At 63.7% G+C, this 21,526-nt stretch carries 15 protein-coding genes and 1 tRNA gene; 13 read left to right on the forward strand and 3 right to left on the reverse strand.

The window, feature by feature from the left end; genetic code table 11:
- Positions 1-3: 3 nt before the first annotated feature.
- Positions 4-468 carry a bacterioferritin gene (bfr, locus tag Q6A47_RS18970; RefSeq protein WP_039580802.1) on the forward strand — a complete coding sequence of 155 codons (465 nt, stop codon included), beginning with the start codon at positions 4-6 and terminating at the stop codon, positions 466-468.
- Positions 469-568: 100 nt separating this feature from the next.
- Here bfr and uvrA read toward each other — a convergent pair whose 3' ends face one another.
- On the reverse strand, positions 569-3,403 hold the full coding sequence (gene uvrA, locus Q6A47_RS18975; RefSeq protein WP_029614566.1) for an excinuclease ABC subunit UvrA: 2,835 nt from the start codon (positions 3,401-3,403) through the stop codon (positions 569-571).
- Positions 3,404-3,532: 129 nt separating this feature from the next.
- On the opposite strand from uvrA, the gene Q6A47_RS18980 reads away from it, so the two are divergent.
- The 11 genes from Q6A47_RS18980 (at position 3,533) to Q6A47_RS19030 (ending at position 17,691) form a co-directional block, all read left to right on the forward strand.
- Positions 3,533-4,927 (forward strand): MFS transporter, encoded by a 1,395-nt coding sequence (locus Q6A47_RS18980; RefSeq protein ID WP_039580798.1) that lies wholly within the window; start codon positions 3,533-3,535, stop codon positions 4,925-4,927.
- A 9-nt stretch (positions 4,928-4,936) separates the two neighbouring features.
- Positions 4,937-5,485 carry a single-stranded DNA-binding protein gene (locus tag Q6A47_RS18985; protein WP_029614564.1) on the forward strand — a complete coding sequence of 183 codons (549 nt, stop codon included), beginning with the start codon at positions 4,937-4,939 and terminating at the stop codon, positions 5,483-5,485.
- A 199-nt stretch (positions 5,486-5,684) separates the two neighbouring features.
- The gene (gene poxB / locus Q6A47_RS18990) at positions 5,685-7,403 is read left to right on the forward strand and encodes a ubiquinone-dependent pyruvate dehydrogenase (protein ID WP_304485064.1); all 1,719 of its coding nucleotides are present in this window, start codon (positions 5,685-5,687) and stop codon (positions 7,401-7,403) included.
- A gap of 120 nt (positions 7,404-7,523) precedes the next feature.
- Positions 7,524-8,342 (forward strand): EndoS/ChiA family endoglycosidase, encoded by an 819-nt coding sequence (locus Q6A47_RS18995; protein WP_304485065.1) that lies wholly within the window; start codon positions 7,524-7,526, stop codon positions 8,340-8,342.
- A gap of 181 nt (positions 8,343-8,523) precedes the next feature.
- Positions 8,524-11,592, forward strand: coding sequence for a formate dehydrogenase-N subunit alpha (gene fdnG / locus Q6A47_RS19000; protein ID WP_304485066.1), 3,069 nt, complete (start codon positions 8,524-8,526; stop codon positions 11,590-11,592).
- Positions 11,592-12,542: a formate dehydrogenase subunit beta gene (gene fdxH, locus Q6A47_RS19005; protein WP_304485067.1), complete on the forward strand. Its 951-nt coding sequence runs from the start codon at positions 11,592-11,594 to the stop codon at positions 12,540-12,542. The genes fdnG and fdxH overlap by 1 nt, the downstream gene beginning before the upstream one ends.
- Entirely contained in the window at positions 12,539-13,195 is a 657-nt protein-coding gene (locus tag Q6A47_RS19010; protein ID WP_029614560.1) for a formate dehydrogenase subunit gamma, read from the forward strand. Before fdxH ends, Q6A47_RS19010 begins: the two co-directional genes overlap by 4 nt.
- 4 nt (positions 13,196-13,199) lie before the next feature.
- Positions 13,200-14,126 (forward strand): formate dehydrogenase accessory protein FdhE, encoded by a 927-nt coding sequence (gene fdhE, locus Q6A47_RS19015; RefSeq protein ID WP_304485068.1) that lies wholly within the window; start codon positions 13,200-13,202, stop codon positions 14,124-14,126.
- A gap of 116 nt (positions 14,127-14,242) precedes the next feature.
- The gene (gene selA, locus Q6A47_RS19020) at positions 14,243-15,670 is read left to right on the forward strand and encodes an L-seryl-tRNA(Sec) selenium transferase (RefSeq protein WP_304485069.1); all 1,428 of its coding nucleotides are present in this window, start codon (positions 14,243-14,245) and stop codon (positions 15,668-15,670) included.
- Entirely contained in the window at positions 15,667-17,589 is a 1,923-nt protein-coding gene (selB, locus tag Q6A47_RS19025; protein ID WP_295488778.1) for a selenocysteine-specific translation elongation factor, read from the forward strand. The genes selA and selB overlap by 4 nt, the downstream gene beginning before the upstream one ends.
- A 6-nt stretch (positions 17,590-17,595) precedes the next feature.
- Positions 17,596-17,691: transfer RNA gene (locus Q6A47_RS19030), tRNA-Sec, on the forward strand.
- A 333-nt stretch (positions 17,692-18,024) separates the two neighbouring features.
- Here Q6A47_RS19030 and Q6A47_RS19035 read toward each other — a convergent pair.
- Together Q6A47_RS19035 and Q6A47_RS19040 are read right to left on the reverse strand one after the other, a co-directional pair.
- Positions 18,025-19,014: an asparaginase gene (locus tag Q6A47_RS19035; protein ID WP_029614559.1), complete on the reverse strand. Its 990-nt coding sequence runs from the start codon at positions 19,012-19,014 to the stop codon at positions 18,025-18,027.
- A 68-nt stretch (positions 19,015-19,082) separates the two neighbouring features.
- Positions 19,083-20,525 carry an alanine/glycine:cation symporter family protein gene (locus Q6A47_RS19040; RefSeq protein WP_304485070.1) on the reverse strand — a complete coding sequence of 481 codons (1,443 nt, stop codon included), beginning with the start codon at positions 20,523-20,525 and terminating at the stop codon, positions 19,083-19,085.
- A 178-nt stretch (positions 20,526-20,703) separates the two neighbouring features.
- Between Q6A47_RS19040 and Q6A47_RS19045 the strand changes: the two genes are divergently transcribed.
- A complete protein-coding gene (locus Q6A47_RS19045) occupies positions 20,704-21,516 on the forward strand; it encodes a helix-turn-helix domain-containing protein (RefSeq protein ID WP_295488742.1) in 813 nt (270 codons plus the stop codon).
- The last annotated feature ends 10 nt before the right edge of the window (positions 21,517-21,526 follow it).

The raw sequence follows: 21,526 nt of genomic DNA on the forward strand, positions 1-21,526 counted from the left end.
GCGATGCAAGGTCACCCGGACGTCATCGATTACCTCAACACGTTGCTCACGGGCGAACTCGCGGCACGCGATCAGTACTTCATCCACTCGCGCATGTACGAAGACTGGGGGCTCTCGAAGCTCTACGAGCGTATCAATCATGAGATGGAAGAAGAGGCGCAGCACGCCGATGCTCTGATGCGTCGTATCCTCATGCTCGAAGGCACGCCGCGCATGCGGCCGGACGACCTCGATATCGGCACGACGGTGCCTGAAATGATCGCCGCCGACTTGCGCCTGGAGTACAAAGTGCGTGCTGCCCTGTGCAAGGGCATCGAGTTGTGCGAGTCGCACAAGGATTACATCAGCCGTGACATCCTGCGCGCGCAGTTGGCTGATACCGAGGAAGATCACACGTACTGGCTGGAAAAGCAGCAGGGGTTGATCAAATCCATCGGGCTGCAGAACTACCTGCAATCGCAGATGTGACACCAGGAGGGCTGTTTAGTCCTCTCGACACATGAGGCCGCACTTACAAGACTGTGCAGATCATCGGATCTGCACTGTTTTATAGGCGCGGCCTTATGCGTTATGCCCGGTCCCGTTCCAATAGCGGTTTCAGATAGTGCCCGGTGTAGGATTGCTTCATCTTGCTGAGCTCTTCCGGTGTGCCGCAGGCGATGATTTGCCCGCCGCGTGAGCCCCCTTCTGGACCCAGGTCTACCAGCCAGTCTGCGGTTTTGATCACATCCAGGTTGTGTTCGATCACCACCACGGTATTGCCGTGGTCGCGCAAACGGTGAAGGACGTCCAAGAGTTGCTGGATATCGGCAAAGTGCAAGCCTGTAGTGGGCTCGTCAAGGATGTACAGGGTCTTGCCCGTATCGCGCTTGGACAGCTCGCGCGACAGTTTCACTCGCTGCGCTTCACCGCCCGACAACGTCGTCGCCGATTGTCCCAGCTTGATATAAGACAAACCCACATCCATCAGCGTCTGCAGTTTGCGCGCCAGTGCCGGAACCGCATCGAAGAACTCGCGGGCGTCCTCGATGGTCATTTCCAGCACTTCGTGGATGTTCTTGCCCTTGTACTTGACCTCCAGCGTTTCGCGGTTGTATCGCTTGCTCTTGCACACATCGCACGGCACGTAGATATCTGGCAGGAAGTGCATTTCCACTTTGATCAGGCCATCGCCCTGGCACGCCTCGCAGCGTCCGCCCTTGACGTTGAAAGAAAACCGTCCCGGACCGTAGCCGCGTGAGCGTGACTCTGGCACGCCCGCGAAGAGCTCGCGAATCGGCGTGAAAATGCCGGTGTAAGTCGCCGGGTTGGAGCGTGGGGTACGACCGATTGGGCTCTGGTCGATGTCGACCACTTTGTCCAGGTGCTGCAGGCCGTCAATGCTGCTGTGGGCGGCCGGCTCCAGGCTGCTGGCACCGTTCAGGGCGGTGGCGGCCAGGGGGAACAGGGTGTTGTTGATCAGTGTCGATTTCCCTGACCCCGAAACCCCGGTGACGCACGTCAGCAAGCCAATGGGGACTTCCAGATCGACATTCTGCAGGTTGTTGCCGCGCGCACCTTTCAGCTTGAGTTGCAGCTTCTTGTTGCGGGGTGTGCGTTTGGCTGGAACGACGATCTTCTTGCGACCGGACAGATACATGCCGGTCACCGAGTCTGGATGGGCCATGACCTCGTCCGGCGTACCTTCGGCGACGATCTGCCCGCCATGCACACCAGCGCCTGGGCCAATGTCCACGACATAGTCGGCCAGGCGAATGGCGTCCTCGTCGTGCTCTACGACGATCACCGTGTTGCCCAGGTCGCGCAGGTGGTTGAGGGTGGCCAGCAGGCGATCGTTGTCACGCTGGTGCAGGCCGATCGATGGCTCGTCGAGGATGTACATGACCCCCACCAGGCCCGCACCGATCTGGCTGGCCAGGCGGATGCGCTGCGCTTCGCCCCCGGAGAGCGTTTCGGCGCTGCGGTCGAGGGTGAGATAGTCCAGGCCCACGTTGACCAGAAACTGCAGCCGCTCGCAGATTTCCTTCAAGATCTTCGCCGCGATCTCGCCACGTCGGCCGGTCAGGGTTAGCGCAGCGAAGTATTCGCTGGCATCGCCGATCGGCAGGTTGGTGACCGCCGGCAGCGTCTTCTCACCGACCCAGACATGCCGTGCCTCGCGGCGCAAGCGAGTGCCGCGGCAGTCTGGACAGGGCTGGGTGCCGAGGAACTTGGCCAGTTCCTCGCGCACGGTGGCCGACTCGGTTTCGCGGTAGCGCCGCTCCAGATTCGGCACGATGCCCTCGAAGGGGTGCGAGCGTTTAACGATGTCGCCGCGGTCGTTGAGGTACTTGAAGTCGACGCTGTGCTTGCCACTGCCCTGCAGGATGACCTTCTGGTGCTCGGCCGCCAGTTCACCGAAAGGCTGGTCGAGACTGAAGCCATAGTGCGCGGCCAATGAGCCGAGCATCTGGAAGTAATACACATTGCGCCGGTCCCAGCCGCGGATCGCGCCTTCGGCCAGGGTCAGCTCGGCGTTGACCAGGCGCTTGGTGTCGAAGAACTGCTTGACCCCCAGGCCGTCGCAGGTCGGACAGGCACCGGCCGGGTTGTTGAAGGAAAACAACTTGGGTTCCAGCTCGCTGATCGCATGGCCGCACACGGGGCAGGCGAAGCGCGCCGAGAAGATCATGTCTTCACCGCTGTCGTCGTCCATCGGCGCCACCAGGGCGATGCCGTCGGCCAGTTTCAAGGCCGTCTCGAACGACTCGGCCAGACGCTGCTGCAGGTCTTCGCGGACCTTGAAGCGGTCGACCACCACGTCGATGCTGTGCTTTTTCTGCTTGTCGAGCTTAGGCAGTTCATCCAGCTCGTAGAGCTTGCCGTTGACCCGGGCGCGGACGAAGCCTTGGGCGCGCATCTCGTCGAACACTGCCAAGTGCTCGCCCTTGCGCTCGCGCACCACCGGTGCCAGCAGCATCAGCTTGCTGCCCTCGGGTTGTTCCAGCACCAGGTCGACCATCTGGCTGACGGTCTGCGCCTCCAGCGGAATGTCGTGATCCGGGCAGCGCGGTGTGCCCACGCGCGCGTACAGCAGGCGCAGGTAGTCGTAGATTTCGGTGATGGTGCCCACGGTCGAGCGCGGGTTGTGCGACGTGGACTTCTGCTCGATGGAAATCGCCGGCGACAAGCCTTCGATGGTGTCGACGTCGGGCTTTTCCATCATCGACAGGAACTGTCGGGCATAGGCCGACAGCGACTCCACGTAGCGACGTTGGCCCTCGGCGTAGAGGGTGTCGAAGGCCAGGGAAGACTTGCCGGAACCGGACAGACCGGTGATGACGATCAGTTTGTCCCGTGGCAGGGTCAGGTCGATGTTCTTCAGGTTGTGGGTGCGTGCCCCACGGATCAGGATCGTGTCCAAAGCAGCCTCGCTCGGCGGGCGTAAACGAAGAAGTATACGGCGCGCTGCCACTACGCGGCAAAGCGTCGCGCAGATGCCGTCTGGTCGTGGGACTGATAGAATCGCCGCCGGTTCAGACGAGGTTCATCCATGCACGACATCCATCAAGAACGCATGAGCGGCAGCGAAACCCGCGCCGCAGGCGGCCTTGCCCTGGTCTTTGCCTTTCGTATGCTGGGTATGTTCATGGTCTTGCCCGTGCTGGCCACCTACGGCATGGACCTGGCCGGCGCCACACCCGCGCTGATCGGCCTGGCCATCGGTGCCTATGGCTTGACCCAGGCGGTCCTGCAGATTCCGTTCGGGATGATTTCCGACCGGATTGGCCGACGCCCGGTGATCTATCTGGGACTGGTGGTGTTCGCCCTGGGCAGCGTACTGGCGGCGCAGGCCGATTCGATCTGGGGCGTGATCGCCGGCCGTATTCTGCAGGGGGCGGGTGCCATTTCCGCAGCCGTCATGGCCCTGCTTTCCGACCTGACCCGCGAGCAACACCGCACCAAGGCCATGGCCATGATCGGCATGAGCATCGGCGTGTCGTTCGCCGTTGCCATGGTGGTTGGCCCGTTGCTGACAAGTGCCTTCGGTTTGTCAGGATTGTTCCTCGCTACCGCAGGACTGGCGGTAGTGGGTATCGCCTTGATCGCCTTCGTCGTGCCCAGCACGCACAGCGTGTTGCAGCATCGAGAATCGGGCGTGGCACGTCAGGCCCTCGGTCCGACCCTGCGCAATCCGGACCTTCTACGCCTGGACCTGAGCATTTTCGTGCTGCACGCGATCCTCATGGCCAGCTTCGTGGCCCTGCCACTGGCCTTCGTAGAGCGCGCCGGGTTACCCAAGGAACAGCACTGGTGGGTATACCTGACCGCATTGCTGATCTCATTTTTTGCAATGGTGCCCTTCATCATCTACGGCGAAAAGAAGCGCAAGATGAAGCGCGTGTTGGTGGGTGCAGTCACCGTGCTGCTGCTCACCGAGGTGTTCTTCTGGCGCTGGGCTGACGACCTGCGGGCATTGGTGACCGGCACCGTGATATTCTTCACGGCCTTCAACCTGTTGGAGGCATCCTTGCCTTCGCTGGTCAGCAAGGTGTCGCCCGCTGGCGGCAAGGGGACGGCCATGGGAGTCTATTCCACGAGCCAGTTCCTCGGCGCGGCGCTGGGAGGCATCATCGGTGGCTGGTTGTTCCAGCACGGAGGCCTGGGCACGGTGTTCCTCGGATGTGCTGTACTGTGTGGTATCTGGCTGGTATCTGCCTTGGGCATGAACGAACCGCCTTATGTCACCAGCCTGCGTATGCCGCTGACGCCGGAGGCGGTTCGGGAAGCCGGACTGGCCGAACGTCTGATGGCCGTGACGGGTGTGACCGACGCCGTGGTGGTGGCAGAAGAAGCCGCCATCTATATCAAACTGGATACGAAAATTTTGGACCGTGCGACCCTCGAGCGTCTGGTGAACCCAGCCCCGACGGCGTGCGAAGCCTAGGAGAACGTTATGGCCCGTGGGGTTAACAAAGTCATTCTGGTCGGTACCTGCGGCCAGGATCCCGAAGTCCGCTACCTGCCCAACGGTAACGCCGTGACCAACCTGAGCCTGGCCACCAGCGAACAGTGGACCGACAAGCAGTCGGGACAGAAGGTCGAACGCACCGAGTGGCACCGCGTCTCGCTGTTCGGCAAAGTGGCCGAGATCGCTGGCGAGTACCTGCGCAAGGGTTCGCAGTGCTACATCGAAGGCAAGCTGCAGACCCGTGAGTGGGAAAAGGACGGCATCAAGCGTTACACCACCGAAATCATCGTCGACATGCAGGGCACCATGCAGCTGCTCGGCGGTCGTCCGCAGAACCAGCAAGGCGGCGATCAGTACAACCAGGGTGGTGGCAACAACTACAACCAGGGCGGTGGTCAGCAGCAATACAACCAAGCCCCACCACGTCAGCAGGCGCCGCGTCCGCAGCAGGCACAGCAGCGTCCCGCGCCACAGCAGCAGGCCCCCCAGCCCGCCGCTGACTTCGACAGCTTCGATGACGATATTCCGTTCTGAGAAACCGTCCTCGACGCGGTAAACACCCAAAGCGAAGCCAGAAACCTGGCTTCGCTTTTTTTCTGCCCGCCAATATCCATTCCACCGAATGTGACGACTGATCCTTGGGCCGCTTAGCTTTTTCTTAATGATCGCGTTGGAACACGCGCGTTTTGCCTGGACTCAGACCTTGAACTCACCGTCATTCAAGGACCCTCCCATGGCCACCGCTGCTGATTTCATGGTCAACACCCTCAAACAAGCCGGCGTCAAACGTGTTTACGGGGTTGTCGGCGATTCATTGAACGGGTTCACCGACTCCATGCGCCGCCTGGGTGGACTGGACTGGATTCACATGCGCAACGAAGAAGCCGGTGCCTTCGCCGCCGGCGGCGAGGCCCATCTCACTGGCGAGCTGGCGGTGTGCGCCGGGAGCTGTGGACCGGGCAACCTGCACCTGATCAATGGCCTGTTCGATTGCCATCGCAGCGGTGTGCCGGTGCTGGCGATCGCCGCGCACATCCCCAGCAGCGAGATCGGCATCGACTACTTCCAGGCCACTCACCCCGAATCGCTGTTCAAAGAGTGCAGTCACTACGTCGAACTGGTGTCGCGGCCCGAGCAGTTGCCGCAGATTCTCGAGCGCGCCATGCGTGTGGCGGTCAGCCGGCGCGGGGTGGCGGTGGTGGTGATTCCCGGCGACGTGGCACTGGCCCCGCTCGATGCCAAGGTCGGCCGGTGGTTGACGCCTACACCGCCGGTGGTGGTGCCTGAACCTGCCAAACTCGATGAGCTGGCGCAGTTCCTGAGCGCCGGCAAACGCATCACGCTGCTGTGCGGGGCAGGCTGCGCCGGCGCCCACACTGAAGTGGTCGCCCTGGCCAGGCAGTTGAAGGCACCCATCGTGCATGCGCTGCGGGGCAAGGAGCACCTGGAGTATGACAATCCCTACGACGTCGGCATGACGGGGCTCATCGGCTTCGCGTCGGGTTTCAATGCCATGAAGGATTGCGACACGCTGCTGATGCTGGGTAGCAACTTCCCTTACCGGCAATTCTTCCCCGAGAAAGCACGTATTGCCCAAATCGATTTGAAGCCCGAGGCGCTGGGCAATCGCTGCGCGCTGGAGATTGGCCTGATCGGCGACATCAAGCACACGCTCGAGCAACTGCTGCCGCTTCTGCCGGAGCGCACCGACACCGCTCACCTGGACAAGGCCTTGGCCGACTATCGCGACGCCCGCAAGAGCCTTGACGGACTGGCCGAAAGCAGCCCCAACAGCGCGATCATCCACCCGCAATACCTCAATCGACTGGTGAGCGAGTTGGCCGACGAGGACGCCATCTTCACCTGTGATGTCGGTACGCCCACCGCCTGGGCGGCGCGTTACCTGAAGATGAATGGTCAGCGCCGGCTGATTGGCTCGTTCAACCATGGCTCGATGGCCAATGCCATGCTGCAGGCCATCGGCGCCCAGGCGAGCTGTCCGGGGCGGCAAGTGGTGTCGATGTCGGGTGATGGAGGTTTCAGCATGATGATGGGCGATTTCCTCACCCTGAGTCAGGCCAATCTGCCGGTCAAGGTGATCGTGCTGAACAACGGCACCTTGGGCTTCGTGGAAATGGAGATGAAAGCCAGCGGCCTGTTGGATACTGGCTGCGAGCTCAAGAACCCCAACTTCGCCACGTTCGCTCAAAGCATGGGCATCAAGGGCATTCGAGTGGAGCAACCGCAGGAACTCGAAGCGGCGCTGCGCGAGGCCTTCGCCCACGATGGGCCAGTGTTGGTGGATGTGGTGAGCGAACGGCAAGAGTTGATCATGCCGCCCGAAATCACCGCCGAGAACGTGAAAGGCTTCGGCCTGTTCATGCTGCGTGCGGTCATGGATGGTCGGGCCAAGGAGTTGGTGAATCTGGCGAAGAACAATTTGCTGCGCTAGGGGCGCTCATGTTCGAGTCGTCATAGGCTTGCCCGCAGGCATCATGGAAAGCGTTCAGGATTCCGGCGTCTGGCGACAGACGCTTGAATCGCGGCACCTTTTGTATCAATGGAGCCGCTCATGTCCAACTCTCCGAAACCCTTGATGGGCTGTTACTTCCGCTCTTGGCGCGACACCGCCAATGGTGAAGTGGGCAACCACTGCTCAATGCTGCAACTGCCCGAAGAAGTCGATATCGCATTCGTTTTTCCCAATGGCGAGGAAACGCCGCAGTTCTGGCAAAAGCTGGAAGCGGAAATGATTCCGGCGATGCACGCCAAAGGCATCAAGGTCGTGCGCACCCTGTTCATCGATGAGCTGATCAATCCGGACTTCCCCGATTCGGCCGAGGGCTACCAGCAATTGGCCGACCATCTGCAGAGCCGTTTCCTGTCGGTGCAGGGCCTGGATGGGCTGGATGTGGATCTCGAAACGCGCCTGTCCGAGGCCCAGCGCAACAAGGCCCGCGAAGTCTCGCTGATTTTGGCCAAGCGTCTGAAGCAAGAGGGCAAGCTGTTCATCTACGACACCAGTGAGATAGGCGACATGGATTTGCTGCGCTCGCTGGAGAGCGCGTTGGACTACGTGCTTTTCCAGGCCTATGGGCAAAAAACCGATCAGGTGCAGCAACACTTCGACCGACTGTTCGCCGACTTTCTCGCGCCCCGGAAATTCATGGTGGGCTTTTCGTTCTACGAAGAGCGCGGGGCCCAATGGGGCGATACACGGGACTTCGATACCAGCACGGCCCGGCACTACGCACTCTGGCAGCCCAGCCAGGGCAACAAGGGCGGCCTGTTTTCCTATGCCGTGGACCGAGATGGGGTGAAGGAAGGCGACGACGCTCTCCAGTCCACCGATTTCAGTTGGACTCGCCGGCTCAAGCGGTTGATGAAATAAGTCGATAGAGCACCCGATCGGCGGGTCTTACTACAAATGCCTACAGCTTAAACTGATCTATGTCACCGCACTTTCAGTGTTATCGGCTAGTCTTAGCGTTGGCGACCTCTGTACGTCGCCGCCGTGATTTCCGAGAGGCGCCGGCCATGACCGTGCGTCCAAACCTGATCAGGAGTGCACGATGGATCTCAACCGTCGGCAATTCTTCAAGGTCGCCGCTGTCGGCCTTGGAGGCTCTAGCCTCGCGGCGTTGGGCATGGCCCCGACGCCCGCGTTCGCCGAGCAGGTGCGCCACTTCAAGCTGACGCACACCAAAGAAACCCGCAACACCTGTCCCTACTGCTCGGTCGGCTGCGGCCTGATCCTGTACAGCCAGGGCGATGCGGGCAAGAACGTCAAACAGAACATCATCCACATCGAAGGCGATGCCGATCACCCGGTCAACCGCGGCACCCTGTGCCCCAAAGGTGCCGGCCTGCTCGACTTCATCCACAGCCCGAGCCGCCTGCAGTACCCCGAAGTGCGCAAACCCGGCAGCAACGAGTGGGTGCGGGTCAGTTGGGACGAGGCGCTGGATCGCGTCGCCGCGCTGATGAAGCAGGACCGCGATGCCAACTTCATCGAGAAGAACGCCCAAGGGCAGACGGTCAACCGCTGGTTGACCACCGGCTTCCTCGCGGCGTCGGCAGCGTCCAGCGAAGCAGGCTACCTGACCCATAAGGTCATCCGTTCTCTCGGCATGCTGGGGTTCGATAACCAGGCGCGTGTCTGACACGGCCCGACGGTGGCAAGTCTTGCCCCGACGTACGGCCGTGGCGCGATGACCAATCACTGGTCCGATATCGCCAACGCAAACCTGGTGCTGGTCATGGGCGGCAACGCAGCCGAGGCCCATCCCTGCGGATTCAAATGGGTCACCGAGGCCAAGGCGCACAACAAGGCGCGCTTGATCGTGGTCGATCCGCGCTTCACCCGTACCGCTTCGGTGGCGGACTACTACGCGCCGATTCGTACCGGCAGCGACATCGCCTTCATGGGCGGCCTGATCAACTACCTGCTGAGCACTGATCAGATCCAGCACGAATACGTGCGTAACTACACCGACGTGTCGTTCATCGTCAAAGAAGGCTATGGCTTCGAAGATGGCCTGTTCAGTGGCTACGACGCGGCCAAGCGGATCTATGCCGACAAGTCTGGTTGGGGTTACGAGCTGGGCGAGGACGGCTACGCCAAGGTCGACCCGACGCTGCAGCATCCACGCTGCGTGTTCCAGTTGATGAAGCAGCACTACAGCCGCTACACGCCGGAAATCGCCAGCATGACTTGCGGCATGCCCCTCGATCAGATGATGAAGGTGTGGAAAGAGATCGCCACGTGCTCGGCGCCGGGCAAGACCATGACGATCCTCTATGCCCTGGGCTGGACCCAGCATTCGATAGGCGCGCAGATCATTCGCAGCGCGGCCATGGTCCAGTTGCTGCTGGGCAACGTCGGCATGCCTGGCGGTGGCGTCAACGCCCTGCGCGGGCACTCCAACATCCAGGGACTGACCGACCTCGGGCTGCTATCGAACTCGCTGCCGGGCTACCTGACCTTGGCAGGCGACGCCGAGCAGGATTACGCCGCCTACATCGACAAGCGCGCCTCCAAGCCGCTGCGTCCGGGGCAATTGTCGTACTGGCAGAACTACGGCAAGTTCCACGTCAGCCTGATGAAGGCCTGGTATGGCGACAACGCCACCGCGCAGAACAACTGGGGCTACGATTGGCTGCCCAAGCTCGACGTGGCCGCCTACGACGTGCTGCGCATGTTCGAGATGATGAGCCAGGGCAAGGTCAACGGCTACATGTGCCAGGGCTTCAACCCCATCGCCGCGCTGCCGGATAAAAACCGCGTCACCGCCGCGCTGGGCAAGCTCAAGTGGCTGGTCGTCATGGACCCGCTGGCCACCGAAACGTCCGAGTTCTGGCGCAATGTCGGCCCGTACAACGATGTCGACACGTCCAGCATCCAGACCGAAGTGATTCGCTTGCCCACCACGTGCTTCGCCGAGGAAGACGGCTCGCTGGTCAACAGCAGCCGCTGGCTGCAGTGGCACTGGAAGGGCGCCGATGGTCCGGGCGAGACCCGCACCGACGTGCAGATCATGAGTGAGCTGTTCCTGCGCCTGCGCCAGCGCTACAAGAACGAAGGCGGCAGCTACGCAGACCCGCTGCTCAACATCAGTTGGCCGTACAAGATCCCCGACGAACCCTCGCCGGAAGAGTTGGCCAAGGAGATGAACGGTTACGCCGTCACCGACATGACCGACGCTACCGGCCTGACGGTCAAGGGCGGCCAGCAGTTGTCCGGGTTCGGTCAGCTCAAGGACGACGGCAGCACGGCGTCCGGCTGCTGGATCTTCGCCGGCTGCTGGACCGAGCAGGGCAACCAGATGGCCCGGCGCGACAACAGCGACCCGTACGGCATGCACCAGGCGCAGAACTGGGCCTGGGCCTGGCCGGCCAACCGCCGCATTCTCTACAACCGCGCTTCGAGCGACCCGCAAGGCAAGCCGTGGGATGCGCAGAAGAAGCGTCTGGTGTGGTGGAACGGCAAGTCGTGGGGCGGCACCGATGTGCCGGACTTCAAGGTCGATTCGCCGCCGGAAGCGGGGATGAACCCGTTCATCATGAATCCCGAGGGCGTGGCGCGCTTCTTCGCCATCGACAAGATGGCTGAAGGGCCGTTCCCCGAGCACTACGAGCCGTTCGAAACGCCGATCGGGATCAACCCGCTGCACCCGAACAACAAGAAGGTCATCAGCAATCCGGCCGGACGGATCTTCGATTCGGTGTGGGAAACCCTCGGCACACGTGATGAGTTCCCTTACGCGGCGACCACCTACCGGCTGACCGAGCACTTCCACTTCTGGAGCAAGCACGCTCGGCTCAACGCCATCATCCAGCCCGAGCAGTTCGTGGAAATTGGCGAGGTGCTAGCGGGCGAGAAGGGCATCAAGGCCGGTGATCGGGTGCGGGTGTCGTGCAAGCGCGGGCACATCGAGGCGGTGGCGGTGGTGACCAAGCGGATCCGTCCGCTGCAGGTCAACAACCAGACCGTGCACCAGATCGGCATCCCGCTGCACTGGGGCTTCACCGGTTCGACCCGGCATGGCTACCTGACCAACACCCTGGTGCCGTTCCTCGGTGATGGCAATACCCAGACGCCGGAGTCCAAGTCGTTCCTCGTCAACGTGGAGAAAATCTGATGGCCCAGCAAGATATCATCGCCCGCTCGGCCACCACGACCGTTCCGTCCTCGGTCCGTCAGCAAGAGCAAGTCGCCAAGCTGATCGACACCACCAAGTGCATCGGCTGCAAGGCCTGCCAGGTGGCGTGCTCGGAATGGAACGAACTGCGTGACGAGGTCGGCCACAACCACGGCACCTACGACAACCCGCAGGACCTGACCGCCGACACCTGGACCCTGATGCGCTTCACCGAGCACGAGCGCGACGATGGCAACCTGGAGTGGCTGATCCGCAAGGACGGCTGCATGCACTGCGCCGAGCCCGGCTGCCTGAAGGCCTGCCCGAGCCCGGGTGCGATCATCAAGCATGCCAACGGCATCGTCGACTTCAACCAGGACCACTGCATCGGTTGCGGCTACTGCATCACCGGCTGCCCGTTCAACATTCCGCGGATCTCGCAGAAAGACCACAAGGCCTACAAGTGCAGCCTGTGTTCCGACCGCGTGGCCGTGGGGCTGGAGCCGGCGTGCGTGAAGACCTGCCCGACCGGGGCGATCGTCTTCGGCAGCAAGGACGAGATGAAGGTGCATGCCGACGAACGCATCGTCGACCTCAAGTCGCGCGGCTACGAGAACGCCGGCCTGTACGACCCGGATGGGGTGGGCGGCACCCATGTGATGTATGTGCTGCACCATGCCGACACGCCGAGGCTGTACGCCGGGTTGCCGGATCAGCCGGTGATCAGCCCGCTGGTGGGGCTGTGGAAGGGCATCAGCAAGCCGCTGTCGCTGCTGGCGATGGGCGCGGCGGTGCTGGCCGGCTTCTTCCACTATGTGCGCGTCGGTCCACAGCGGGTGGAAGAGGACGAGCGCCCTGAGCCTGCCGATACAGGCGTGCATCAGGTGGACCCGGCAGTGCATGTCTATGATCCGGGCACGCCCGGCGGGGAAGGGGAGCAGCGGCCATGAACGACAACAAGCCTATCCTGCGCTACAACGCCAACGAGCGGACCAACCACTGGATCGTCGCGATCCTGTTCTTCATGGCCGGGCTGTCCGGGCTGGCGCTGTTCCATCCGGCGTTGTTCTGGCTGAGCAACTTGTTCGGCGGTGGGCCGTGGACGCGGATCCTGCATCCGTTTCTCGGCGTGGCGATGTTCGTGTTCTTCCTCGGCCTGGTGGTGCGCTTCTGGCGCGCCAACTTCATCACCGCCAACGACCGTTTGTGGCTGCGCCGCGTCGACCGGGTGATGCGCAACCAGGAAGAAGGCGTGCCGCCAATTGGCAAGTACAACGCCGGGCAGAAGCTGCTGTTCTGGACCTTGCTGGCGTGCATGCTGATCCTGCTGGTCAGCGGTGTGGTGATCTGGCGCGCCTACTTCAGCGCGTTCTTCGGTATCGGCGCGATCCGCCTGGCCACCTTGATGCATGCCCTGGCGGCGTTCGTGCTGGTGCTGAGCATCATCGTGCACATCTATGCCGGCATCTGGATCAAGGGCTCGATCGGCGCCATGCTGCATGGTTGGGTCAGCCGCGCCTGGGCACGCAAGCATCATGAACTGTGGTACCGCGATGTGACCGGCGACAAGACGCCACATAATCACGGTGGAAAGAAAGGATGAGCGCGTGAGCACGATTCTCGAACCTGGGCAGATCGAAGCGTCGGCAGTGATGCCGCCGTTTCTGCACCTGCCCGCCGACAACCTGTTCGAACTGCGGGCGCTGCGCCTCGAGCATTTGGCGCAGGGCCATGCGCTGGGCGAGTACCTGCGGCTGATCGCCCGGCTGTGCCGGGTGCAGCAACAGTTACTGGATGATCCGCCTTCCGACGTGCCGGTGGCCGAAGCACGTCAGCGGCTGTGCATCAGCCATGGTCTGCCACCGCTGGCGGCCGACAGTCTAGTGCGCGAGGGCCCCTGGCTGATCTGGCTGCAGGCGCTGCTCGACCGCTTCGATGCACCCGCGCCGGGCGCGTTGGCCGATGCGCTGCAGACCTTGCGCGACAGCGATGACGTGCAGCGCAAGGGCTGGGGCATCGCCTTGCTCGGTGGCCAATACGATGCGCTGCCGGCGGCCTTGGTGCCGTTCATCGGGGCGGCATTGCAGGCGGCCTGGGCCAGTTGGCGACGGGCCTTGCCCAGTGATGAGCTCAAGCAGGGCGGCAGTCTGGCGCAGTGCCCCTGCTGCGGCTCGCCGGCCATGGCCGGGTTGGTGCGCAACCGCGGCAAGCACAATGGGCTGCGCTACCTGGTCTGTTCGCTGTGCGCCTGCGAGTGGCATGTGGTGCGGGTCAAGTGCGTGTACTGCGAGTCGAGCAAGGACTTGCGCTACACCAGTCTGGAGGATGACCGCCACGGGCCGGGCAAGGCGCCGTTGCGGGCCGAATGCTGTCCGGGCTGCAACACCTACCTCAAGCACTGCTATCTGGAAAACGACGCGGTCGCCGAGGCCTTGGCCGACGATCTGGCCAGTCTGGCGCTGGACATGCGTCTGAACGAGGAGGGCTTCCAGCGGATGGCGCCCAACCTGATGCTGGCGCCAGGGGGCGGGTAACGGGCTACACTGCTGGATCTCGTCGTGCTCGTTGCGCGTGAGCCCGCTCCTGCCAGGAGCGGGTTCATTGGCGATGAGCGCGAATCAGACACCGGATCAGTCAAGGTCGTACCCGCATGTCGTCAAGCAATGCCACCCCCGCTCCACGTCTGCCATCCATCGACACCCTGCTGCGTCACCCCACCTGCGCCCCTCTGCTCGAGCGCCATGGCCGCGATGCCACCCTGGCCACGCTGCGCCAGTTGCTCGACGACCTGCGCGAGCCGGCTCGCCTGGGTCAACTGAGTGCCGTGGAACTGGCCGCCGAGGTGCTGCTCGGGCGCGCCGGTGAGCGCCTGACGCTTCAGCAGCGCAGCCAGGTGCGGCGCGTGTTCAACCTGACCGGCACGGTGCTGCACACCAACCTGGGGCGTGCGTTGTTGCCCGAAGCGGCCGTCGAAGCCATGCAGACCGCTGCGCGCTATCCCCTGAACCTGGAGTTCGACCTGGTCACCGGCAAGCGCGGTGACCGCGACGACTTGATCGAGGGCCTGATCCGCGAGTTGACCGGTGCCGAGGCGGTCACGGTGGTCAACAACAACGCCGCCGCCGTGCTGCTGGCGCTCAACAGCCTGGGCGCACGCCGCGAGGGCATCATCTCCCGGGGCGAACTGATCGAGATCGGCGGCGCGTTCCGCATTCCCGATATCATGGCCCGGGCCGGGGTGCGACTGCATGAGATCGGCACCACCAACCGTACCCACGCCCGCGACTACGAGGCGGCGATCAATCCGCGCACCGGGCTGCTGATGCGTGTGCATTGCAGCAACTACAGCATCCAGGGCTTCACCACCCAGGTGCCGACCGCCGAACTGGCACGCATCGCCCATGCCCATCAACTGCCGTTGCTCGAAGACCTGGGCAGCGGCAGCCTGCTCGACCTCACCCGCTGGGGCCTGTCGGCCGAACCGACGGTGCGCCAGGCCCTGCTCGACGGTGCCGATATCGTCACCTTCAGCGGCGACAAGCTGCTCGGCGGCCCGCAGGCGGGCATCATCGTCGGCCGTAAGGAGCTGATCGCGCGGATCAAGAAGAACCCGCTCAAGCGCGCCCTGCGCGTCGACAAGATCACCCTGGCGGCGCTGGAGGCGGTGCTGGCGTTGTACCGCGATCCGGACCGGCTGGCCGAGCGTCTGCCGAGCCTGCGTCTACTGACGCGCCCACACGCTGACATCGCTGCCCAGGCCGAGCGCCTGGCGCCGGAACTGGCCGCGCGCCTGGGCGAGCCTTGGACAGTCAGCGTCGAGCCGACCCTGGGCATGATCGGCAGCGGCAGCCAGCCGGTGGCGCGGCTGCCCAGTGCAGCCCTGTGCCTGCGCGCGCAGGTGTCGAAGAAACTGCGTGGGCGCAGCTTGCGAGTGCTGGAGCAGGCGCTGCGCGACCTGCCGGTGCCGGTGCTCGGGCGCATCGACGACGACGCCCTGTGGCTCGACCTGCGGCAGTTGGACGATGAGGCGCAGTGGCTGGCGCAACTGCCGGCGCTGCACCTGGGGCCTGTGCAGTGATCGTCGGCACCGCCGGGCACATCGACCACGGCAAGACCGCGTTGCTCGAAGCGCTCACCGGGCAGGTCGGCGACCGCCGTCAGGAAGAGCGTGCCCGGGGCATGACCATCGACCTGGGTTACCGCTACGCGGCCCTGGCCGACGGCGAGCCCTTGACCGGCTTCATCGATGTGCCGGGGCACGAGCGGTTCATTCACAACATGCTGGCCGGGGCCCAGGGTATCGACCTGGTGCTGCTGGTGATCGCAGCGGACGATGGGGTGATGCCGCAGACCCGCGAGCACCTGGCGATCATCGAGCTGTTGGGCATTCCCCAGGCGCTGGTGGCGATCAGCAAGTGCGACCGGGTGGAACCGGCGCGCGTGGCCGAGGTGCAGCAGCAGGTCGAGGCGTTGCTGGCGCCAGGCCCCTATGCCGGGGCGTTGCAGTTTCCGTTGTCGAGCGTGACCGGGGCCGGTGTCGAGGCCCTGCGCCAGGCGCTGCTGGCGGCCGCGTCCCAGGTTCGCAGACGCTCCACTCAGGGCGGTTTTCGCCTGGCCATCGACCGCGCCTTCGCCGTGTCCGGTGCGGGTGTGGTGGTCACCGGCACGGCGCTGGCCGGCCGGGTGAGCACGGGTGACACGCTGCTGTTGGGCAAGCTCGGCAAGCCAGTGCGCGTGCGCGGTTTGCATGCGCAGAACCAGGCGGCGCTGGTGGCCGAAGCCGGGCAGCGGGTGGCGCTGAACATCAGTGCCGAGCGCTTGGCTGTGGAGCAGGTACACCGCGGCGACTGGCTGGTGCCAGCGTGGTTGCATGCGCCCAGTTCGCGCATCGACATCGAGCTGACGCTGCTGGCGAGCGAGCCCCGCGCTTTCGAACACTTCAGCGCGGTGCACGTGCATCTCGGGACGCAAGATGTCACCGCGCGGGTGGCGCTGCTGGAGGGCCAGACCCTGGCCGCCGGGCAGCGCATGTTCGCCCAGTTGCTGCTCAATGCGCCGTTGCAGGCCGTGCATGGCGACCGCCTGGTGCTGCGTGACCAGCGCGCTCAGCGCACCCTGGGCGGCGGCCGGGTGCTCGACCCGTTCGCGCCCAGTCGCCACCGTCGCAGCGACGCACGGCTGCGGCAATTGCAGGTGCTGCGCGAGGCTACCGACCTGGAGCAGGCACTGCCGGCCTTGCTCGCCAGCGCGCCGGCCGGGCTCGATCCGCACCGTCTGGAGCGCCAGTTCAATCGACTGCGCGACAGTTGGCAATTGCCCGAGAGCGTCGAGGTGATCGCCACGCGCCAAGGCAGTGTGCTGTTCGACCGCCAACAGTGGCAGGCGCTGCGCGACGACGTCCTGGCACAGTTGGCCCGTTTTCATGCTCAGGAACCGGACCAGCTCGGTCCTGACCGCGACCGTCTGCGCCGCTTCTGCGCGCTGGCACTGGAGCGGCCGACCTTCGTCAGTCTGGTGGACGAATTGCTCAGCGACGGTTTCATCGCCAGCAGTGGTCCGTGGCTGCATCTGCCGGATCACAAGGTGCAGTTGAGCGAGGCCGACACCGCCTTGTGGGCGCGCTTGCAGCCGCACCTGCTCGAAGCCGCGTTCGATCCGCCGTGGGTCAGGACCTTGGCCGCTGCCGAGCAGGTGGAGGAGGCCCAGGTTCGATTGCTGATGCGCAAGCTGGCGCGCCTGGGTGTGCTGCACCAGGTGGTGCGCGATCTGTTCTATCCGCAGCAGACGCTTCAGCGCATGGTCGAGTTGCTGTTGAGCCAGGCCGAGGGCTCACCGGTAGTGCAGGTGGCGGCGTTTCGCGATATGTTGTGCATCGGTCGCAAGCGCAGTGTGCAAATACTGGAGTACTTCGACCGTGTTGGCCTGACCCGCAGGGTAGGCGATCAACGCTACATCCGTGCGGACAGCGCCCTGGCCCGGCAACAGCCCAGGCCCTGAATTCAAGGAAGGCAATCGCGCCCGGTGGCGCGGCCGGGCTTCAAACCCGGTTGGGGACGGCATCCGTTCCCGGGCAGGTTCGACTCCCGCTGCCTTCCGCCATTTTCCCGATACACGCATCGGCAGCCCGTCCCGTTCCCAGGTTTTCAGCTTCGCCGCTGTCATTGCCGGGACCGCTTTGCGGTCCAATCGCGACACAAGGCCGCTCCCACAAAAGCCGCGCTGGACTCTGGAAATCATGCGCTTCAGATGAACATCAAATGCATGATCACCCGGTTTCGCATGCCGTGCCCAGGAAGTGAGGCGAGCGCAATCTCGGTGGGAGCGGCTTTGTGTCGCGATCGGGCGCGCAGCGGCCGCCTACCAGACGGTGCCAGACGCCCTGACACACCGCAGCGCCCCATCGCTACACCAGGCCACGCCTCCTACCGATGATTAAGCCCGCTCTCCACACAGATCCAGCGCGAACCAGCGTTCGGCCGTCTTGACGTCCAGCCCCGCGCCCAGCAGGGCGAACAGCTTGCCCAGCGCCGCTTCGCGGGTCATGCCGCCACCGCTGACCAGGCCGGCGTCACGCAGGCGGCTGCCAGCGGCATAGGTGTCGAACACCACCGCGCCTTCCGGGCATTGACTGATGGCGACGATCATCACGCCGCGTTGACGTGCCTGGTGCAAGGCATCGAGCAGTGCCTGGTCGTCCGACGGCCCGGTGCCGCTGCCATAACATTCCAGCAGCAGGCCCTGCACGCCGGCTTCGACCAGCCCCTGCACGTAGTCGGCGCACAACCCCGGGAACACTGGCAGCACCGCCAGCTTCACCGGCTGACGGACCTGACCGTAGCCCAGCTCGGCTGGCACGTGCTGTGCGCGCTCGCTGTCGCGATGGCGCGGCAGCACGGCGAAGGCGTCGAAGGCTTCGCTGCGCAGCTTGGAGGCGCGGCAGCCATGCAGCAGTTGGCCGTGGAAGTACAGTTGCACACCGTTGGCCAGGCCGCGCTCGAAGTGTCGCAGCGCGCCCACCAGGTTGTCCCAGGCGTCGCTGTCCGGGGTGCCGGCTGGCAACATGGAACCGGTCAGCAGCACCGGCACCGGCAGGCCGAGCAGCAGGAACGACAGGGTCGCGGCGCTGTAGGCCAGGGTGTCGGTGCCGTGCAGCACCAGCACGCCGTCATGGCCATCGCGTTCGACCGCCTCGACGATCGCGTCGCGCATCGCCAGCCAGTTGGCCTGCTGCATGTTGGCGCTATCGATCAGCGGATTGAGTTCGCGCAGGGTCCATTGCAGGTCCGGAGCGTCGCTGCGTTGGGCCAGGTGTTCGCGCATGCGCGCGTCGAAGCCGCCGGCTGGAGCCAGACCTTCGGAGGTCTGCAGCATGCCGATGGTGCCGCCGGTATAGAGCACGAGAAGGTTCTTGACTGCGTCCATGGAAGCATTCCGAAGCGAATCGAGAAAGGAGTCAGCCGCCCGCGAACGGGGCGGCTGGAGAGGGCGGATCAGCGCTGGTGCTGAAGCTCGCCGGCAGCCTTGTCGTCAGCGGCTTCAACAGCCGGATTGGCCGGCCAGGCGGCGCGGTCCAGGTCCAGGTCGGTGAACTTCGACGAATCGAACACCGGCTGCTTGATGCCAGCCTTGCGCTGGGCATCGTAGTCGCGCATCACGCGCAGGCCGACCTTGAACAGCAGGGCCAGGGCCACCAGGTTGACGAACGCCAGGCAGGTCATGGTGATGTCGGCGAAGGCGAACACGGTCGACAGGTCTTGCATCGAACCCCAGACCACCAGGGCCAGTACCAGGCCACGGAAGACCATCAGCACGGCACGGTTGCGGCTCATGAACTGCAGGCTGTTCTCGCCCAGGTAGTAGTTGTAGAGGATGCAGGTGAAGACGAACAGCGACAGGGCGACGCTGACGAAGATACGGCCCCAGTCACCGACCACGGCGGCCAGCGAGTTCTGGGTGAGGACGATACCGTCGCCTTCGAAGCCCGGGGTGTAGAAGCCCGACAGCAGGATCAGCAGCGCGGTGCAGGTGCAGATCACGAAGGTGTCGAGGAACACGCTGAAGGCCTGGACCACGCCCTGGGCGCCCGGGTGTTTGACGGCTGCGACGGCAGCCACGTTCGGCGCACTGCCCAGACCGGCTTCGTTGGCGAACACGCCACGCTTCACGCCCATGACGATGGCGCTGCCGAGCAGGCCGCCGAAGGCAGGGTCGAGGCCGAAGGCGCTCTTGAAGATGGTTTCCAGCATGGCTGGCACGTGTTCGATCTGAGTGCCGATCACATACAGCGTGACGCCGATGTAGGCCAGGGTCTTGATCGGTACCAGCAGGTCGGACACCGCCGCGATACGCTTGATGCCACCGATGAAGGTGATGGCCAGCAGCACTGCCAGGACGATGCCCGTCTGGCGCGGATCGAAGTTGAAAGCGTTCTGCAGCGAGTGGGTCACGGTGTACGACTGCAGGCCGATGAAGGCGAAGCCGTAGGTCACCAGCAGCAGCACCGAGAACACGATGGCCATGCTCTTGAGCTTCAGGCCATGCTGGATGTAGTAGGCCGGGCCACCACGGTACAGGCCGTCACCGTCGGCACGCTTGTACACCTGGGCCAGGGTACATTCGAAGAAGCTGCTGGACATGCCCACCAGTGCGGTGACCCACATCCAGAACACCGCGCCTGGGCCGCCCAGGGTCACGGCGATACCGACACCAGCGATGTTGCCCGCGCCGACACGACCGGCCAGGCTCAGCATCAGCGCCTGGAACGAGCTCAGCTGACCAGCCTGGCCACGCAGCGATTCCTTGAACACGCCGAACATGTGGGCGAAATGACGGAACTGGACGAACCGGGATCGAATGGTGAAGTAGCTACCGAGCCCGACGATCAGGACGATGAGCAGTTTTCCTGACAGAAAATCGTTAAGTGCTTCGAGCATTGGAAAATGACCTCGATTCTTATTTTTTATGTGGAGTGACCAGCGGCGGCAGGGGCGCACGCTATCGTTGCCGCGCATGGTTGGCCATGACACCTGTGGTTACAATTTCGCGGGTTGCTCTGTTTTGCTGCGACATGCTGCTAGAATTGCAGCACTCGCATCATCTGGAAGTGCCCCCATGGCCGATTTTCTAGCCGCCAATCTCAAGCTCGCCTGCAGTCACTACCGCTCTATTTCAGAGGTTTGCCGTCAGCTCGCCATTCATCGCGCGCAATTCAACAAATACCTGAGTGGCCAGAGCGAGCCGACGAAATACAACCTCAAGCGCATCGGCGACTTCTTCGGTGTGGAGGACTACGAACTCAAGCTCCCTCCCGAGCAGTTCGCCCGCCTGATCGGTGCGCGCAATGCCTCGGCCACCTCCGGGCCGCAAAACGATCCGATCAGCGAACTGTTCAAGCCGCTGCATGCCCAGGCCGGCAATTTGTCGCGCTACTGCGGCTACTACTTCGAATATTCCAACTGCATGTCGGTGCCAGGTTCGATCCTGGTGTCGCTGGTGCATCTCTGGGAGGAGCGAGGCAGTTTTCTGTTCGAGCGTCAGGAGCGCCAGGAGCGCAGCAGCGCCGGACTGCAACAGGCCGAAGTGCGCTGTCGCTACCTGGGCGCAGCGTTTCAGTTGCAGGACCGGCTGTTTCTCATCGACTACGAGTCGCTGACCCTCAACGAAATGAGCCAGACCGTGCTCATCCCCAGCTTCAAGAGCCGAATCACCCGCCTGAACGGCCTGAAGACCGGCGTCTCCAGCGGCGACCGGCGCAACCCGGCCTGCACGCGTGTGGTGTGGGAATTCCTCGGCGAGGAAATCAACCGCATCAATGCCTATCGCCAGGTCAAGCTGTATCGACCGGACGATCCGCGCATCGACGACGACATTCGCGAGCGGCTCAGCGCCGGGACGGTCAGCAATGGGCTGTTCGAGATCGAATAGCGGCGCGTTT

This window comes from Pseudomonas boreofloridensis (assembly GCF_030580795.1).
Classification (GTDB): Bacteria; Pseudomonadota; Gammaproteobacteria; order Pseudomonadales; family Pseudomonadaceae; genus Aquipseudomonas; species Aquipseudomonas boreofloridensis.

Excerpts from the sequence above, each read along its gene's own strand:
- Q6A47_RS18985 (WP_029614564.1), top strand. The coding sequence starts at position 4,937 with ATGGCCCGTGGGGTTAACAAAGTCATTCTGGTCGGTACCTGCGGCCAG.
- Q6A47_RS19035 (WP_029614559.1), bottom strand. The coding sequence starts at position 19,014 with ATGGACGCAGTCAAGAACCTTCTCGTGCTCTATACCGGCGGCACCATC.
- Q6A47_RS19040 (WP_304485070.1), bottom strand. The coding sequence starts at position 20,525 with ATGCTCGAAGCACTTAACGATTTTCTGTCAGGAAAACTGCTCATCGTC.
- poxB (WP_304485064.1), top strand. The coding sequence starts at position 5,685 with ATGGCCACCGCTGCTGATTTCATGGTCAACACCCTCAAACAAGCCGGC.
- Q6A47_RS18995 (WP_304485065.1), top strand. The coding sequence starts at position 7,524 with ATGTCCAACTCTCCGAAACCCTTGATGGGCTGTTACTTCCGCTCTTGG.
- Q6A47_RS19045 (WP_295488742.1), top strand. The coding sequence starts at position 20,704 with ATGGCCGATTTTCTAGCCGCCAATCTCAAGCTCGCCTGCAGTCACTAC.
- Q6A47_RS19010 (WP_029614560.1), top strand. The coding sequence starts at position 12,539 with ATGAACGACAACAAGCCTATCCTGCGCTACAACGCCAACGAGCGGACC.
- selA (WP_304485069.1), top strand. The coding sequence starts at position 14,243 with ATGTCGTCAAGCAATGCCACCCCCGCTCCACGTCTGCCATCCATCGAC.
- Q6A47_RS18980 (WP_039580798.1), top strand. The coding sequence starts at position 3,533 with ATGCACGACATCCATCAAGAACGCATGAGCGGCAGCGAAACCCGCGCC.
- bfr (WP_039580802.1), top strand. The coding sequence starts at position 4 with ATGCAAGGTCACCCGGACGTCATCGATTACCTCAACACGTTGCTCACG.
- fdxH (WP_304485067.1), top strand. The coding sequence starts at position 11,592 with ATGGCCCAGCAAGATATCATCGCCCGCTCGGCCACCACGACCGTTCCG.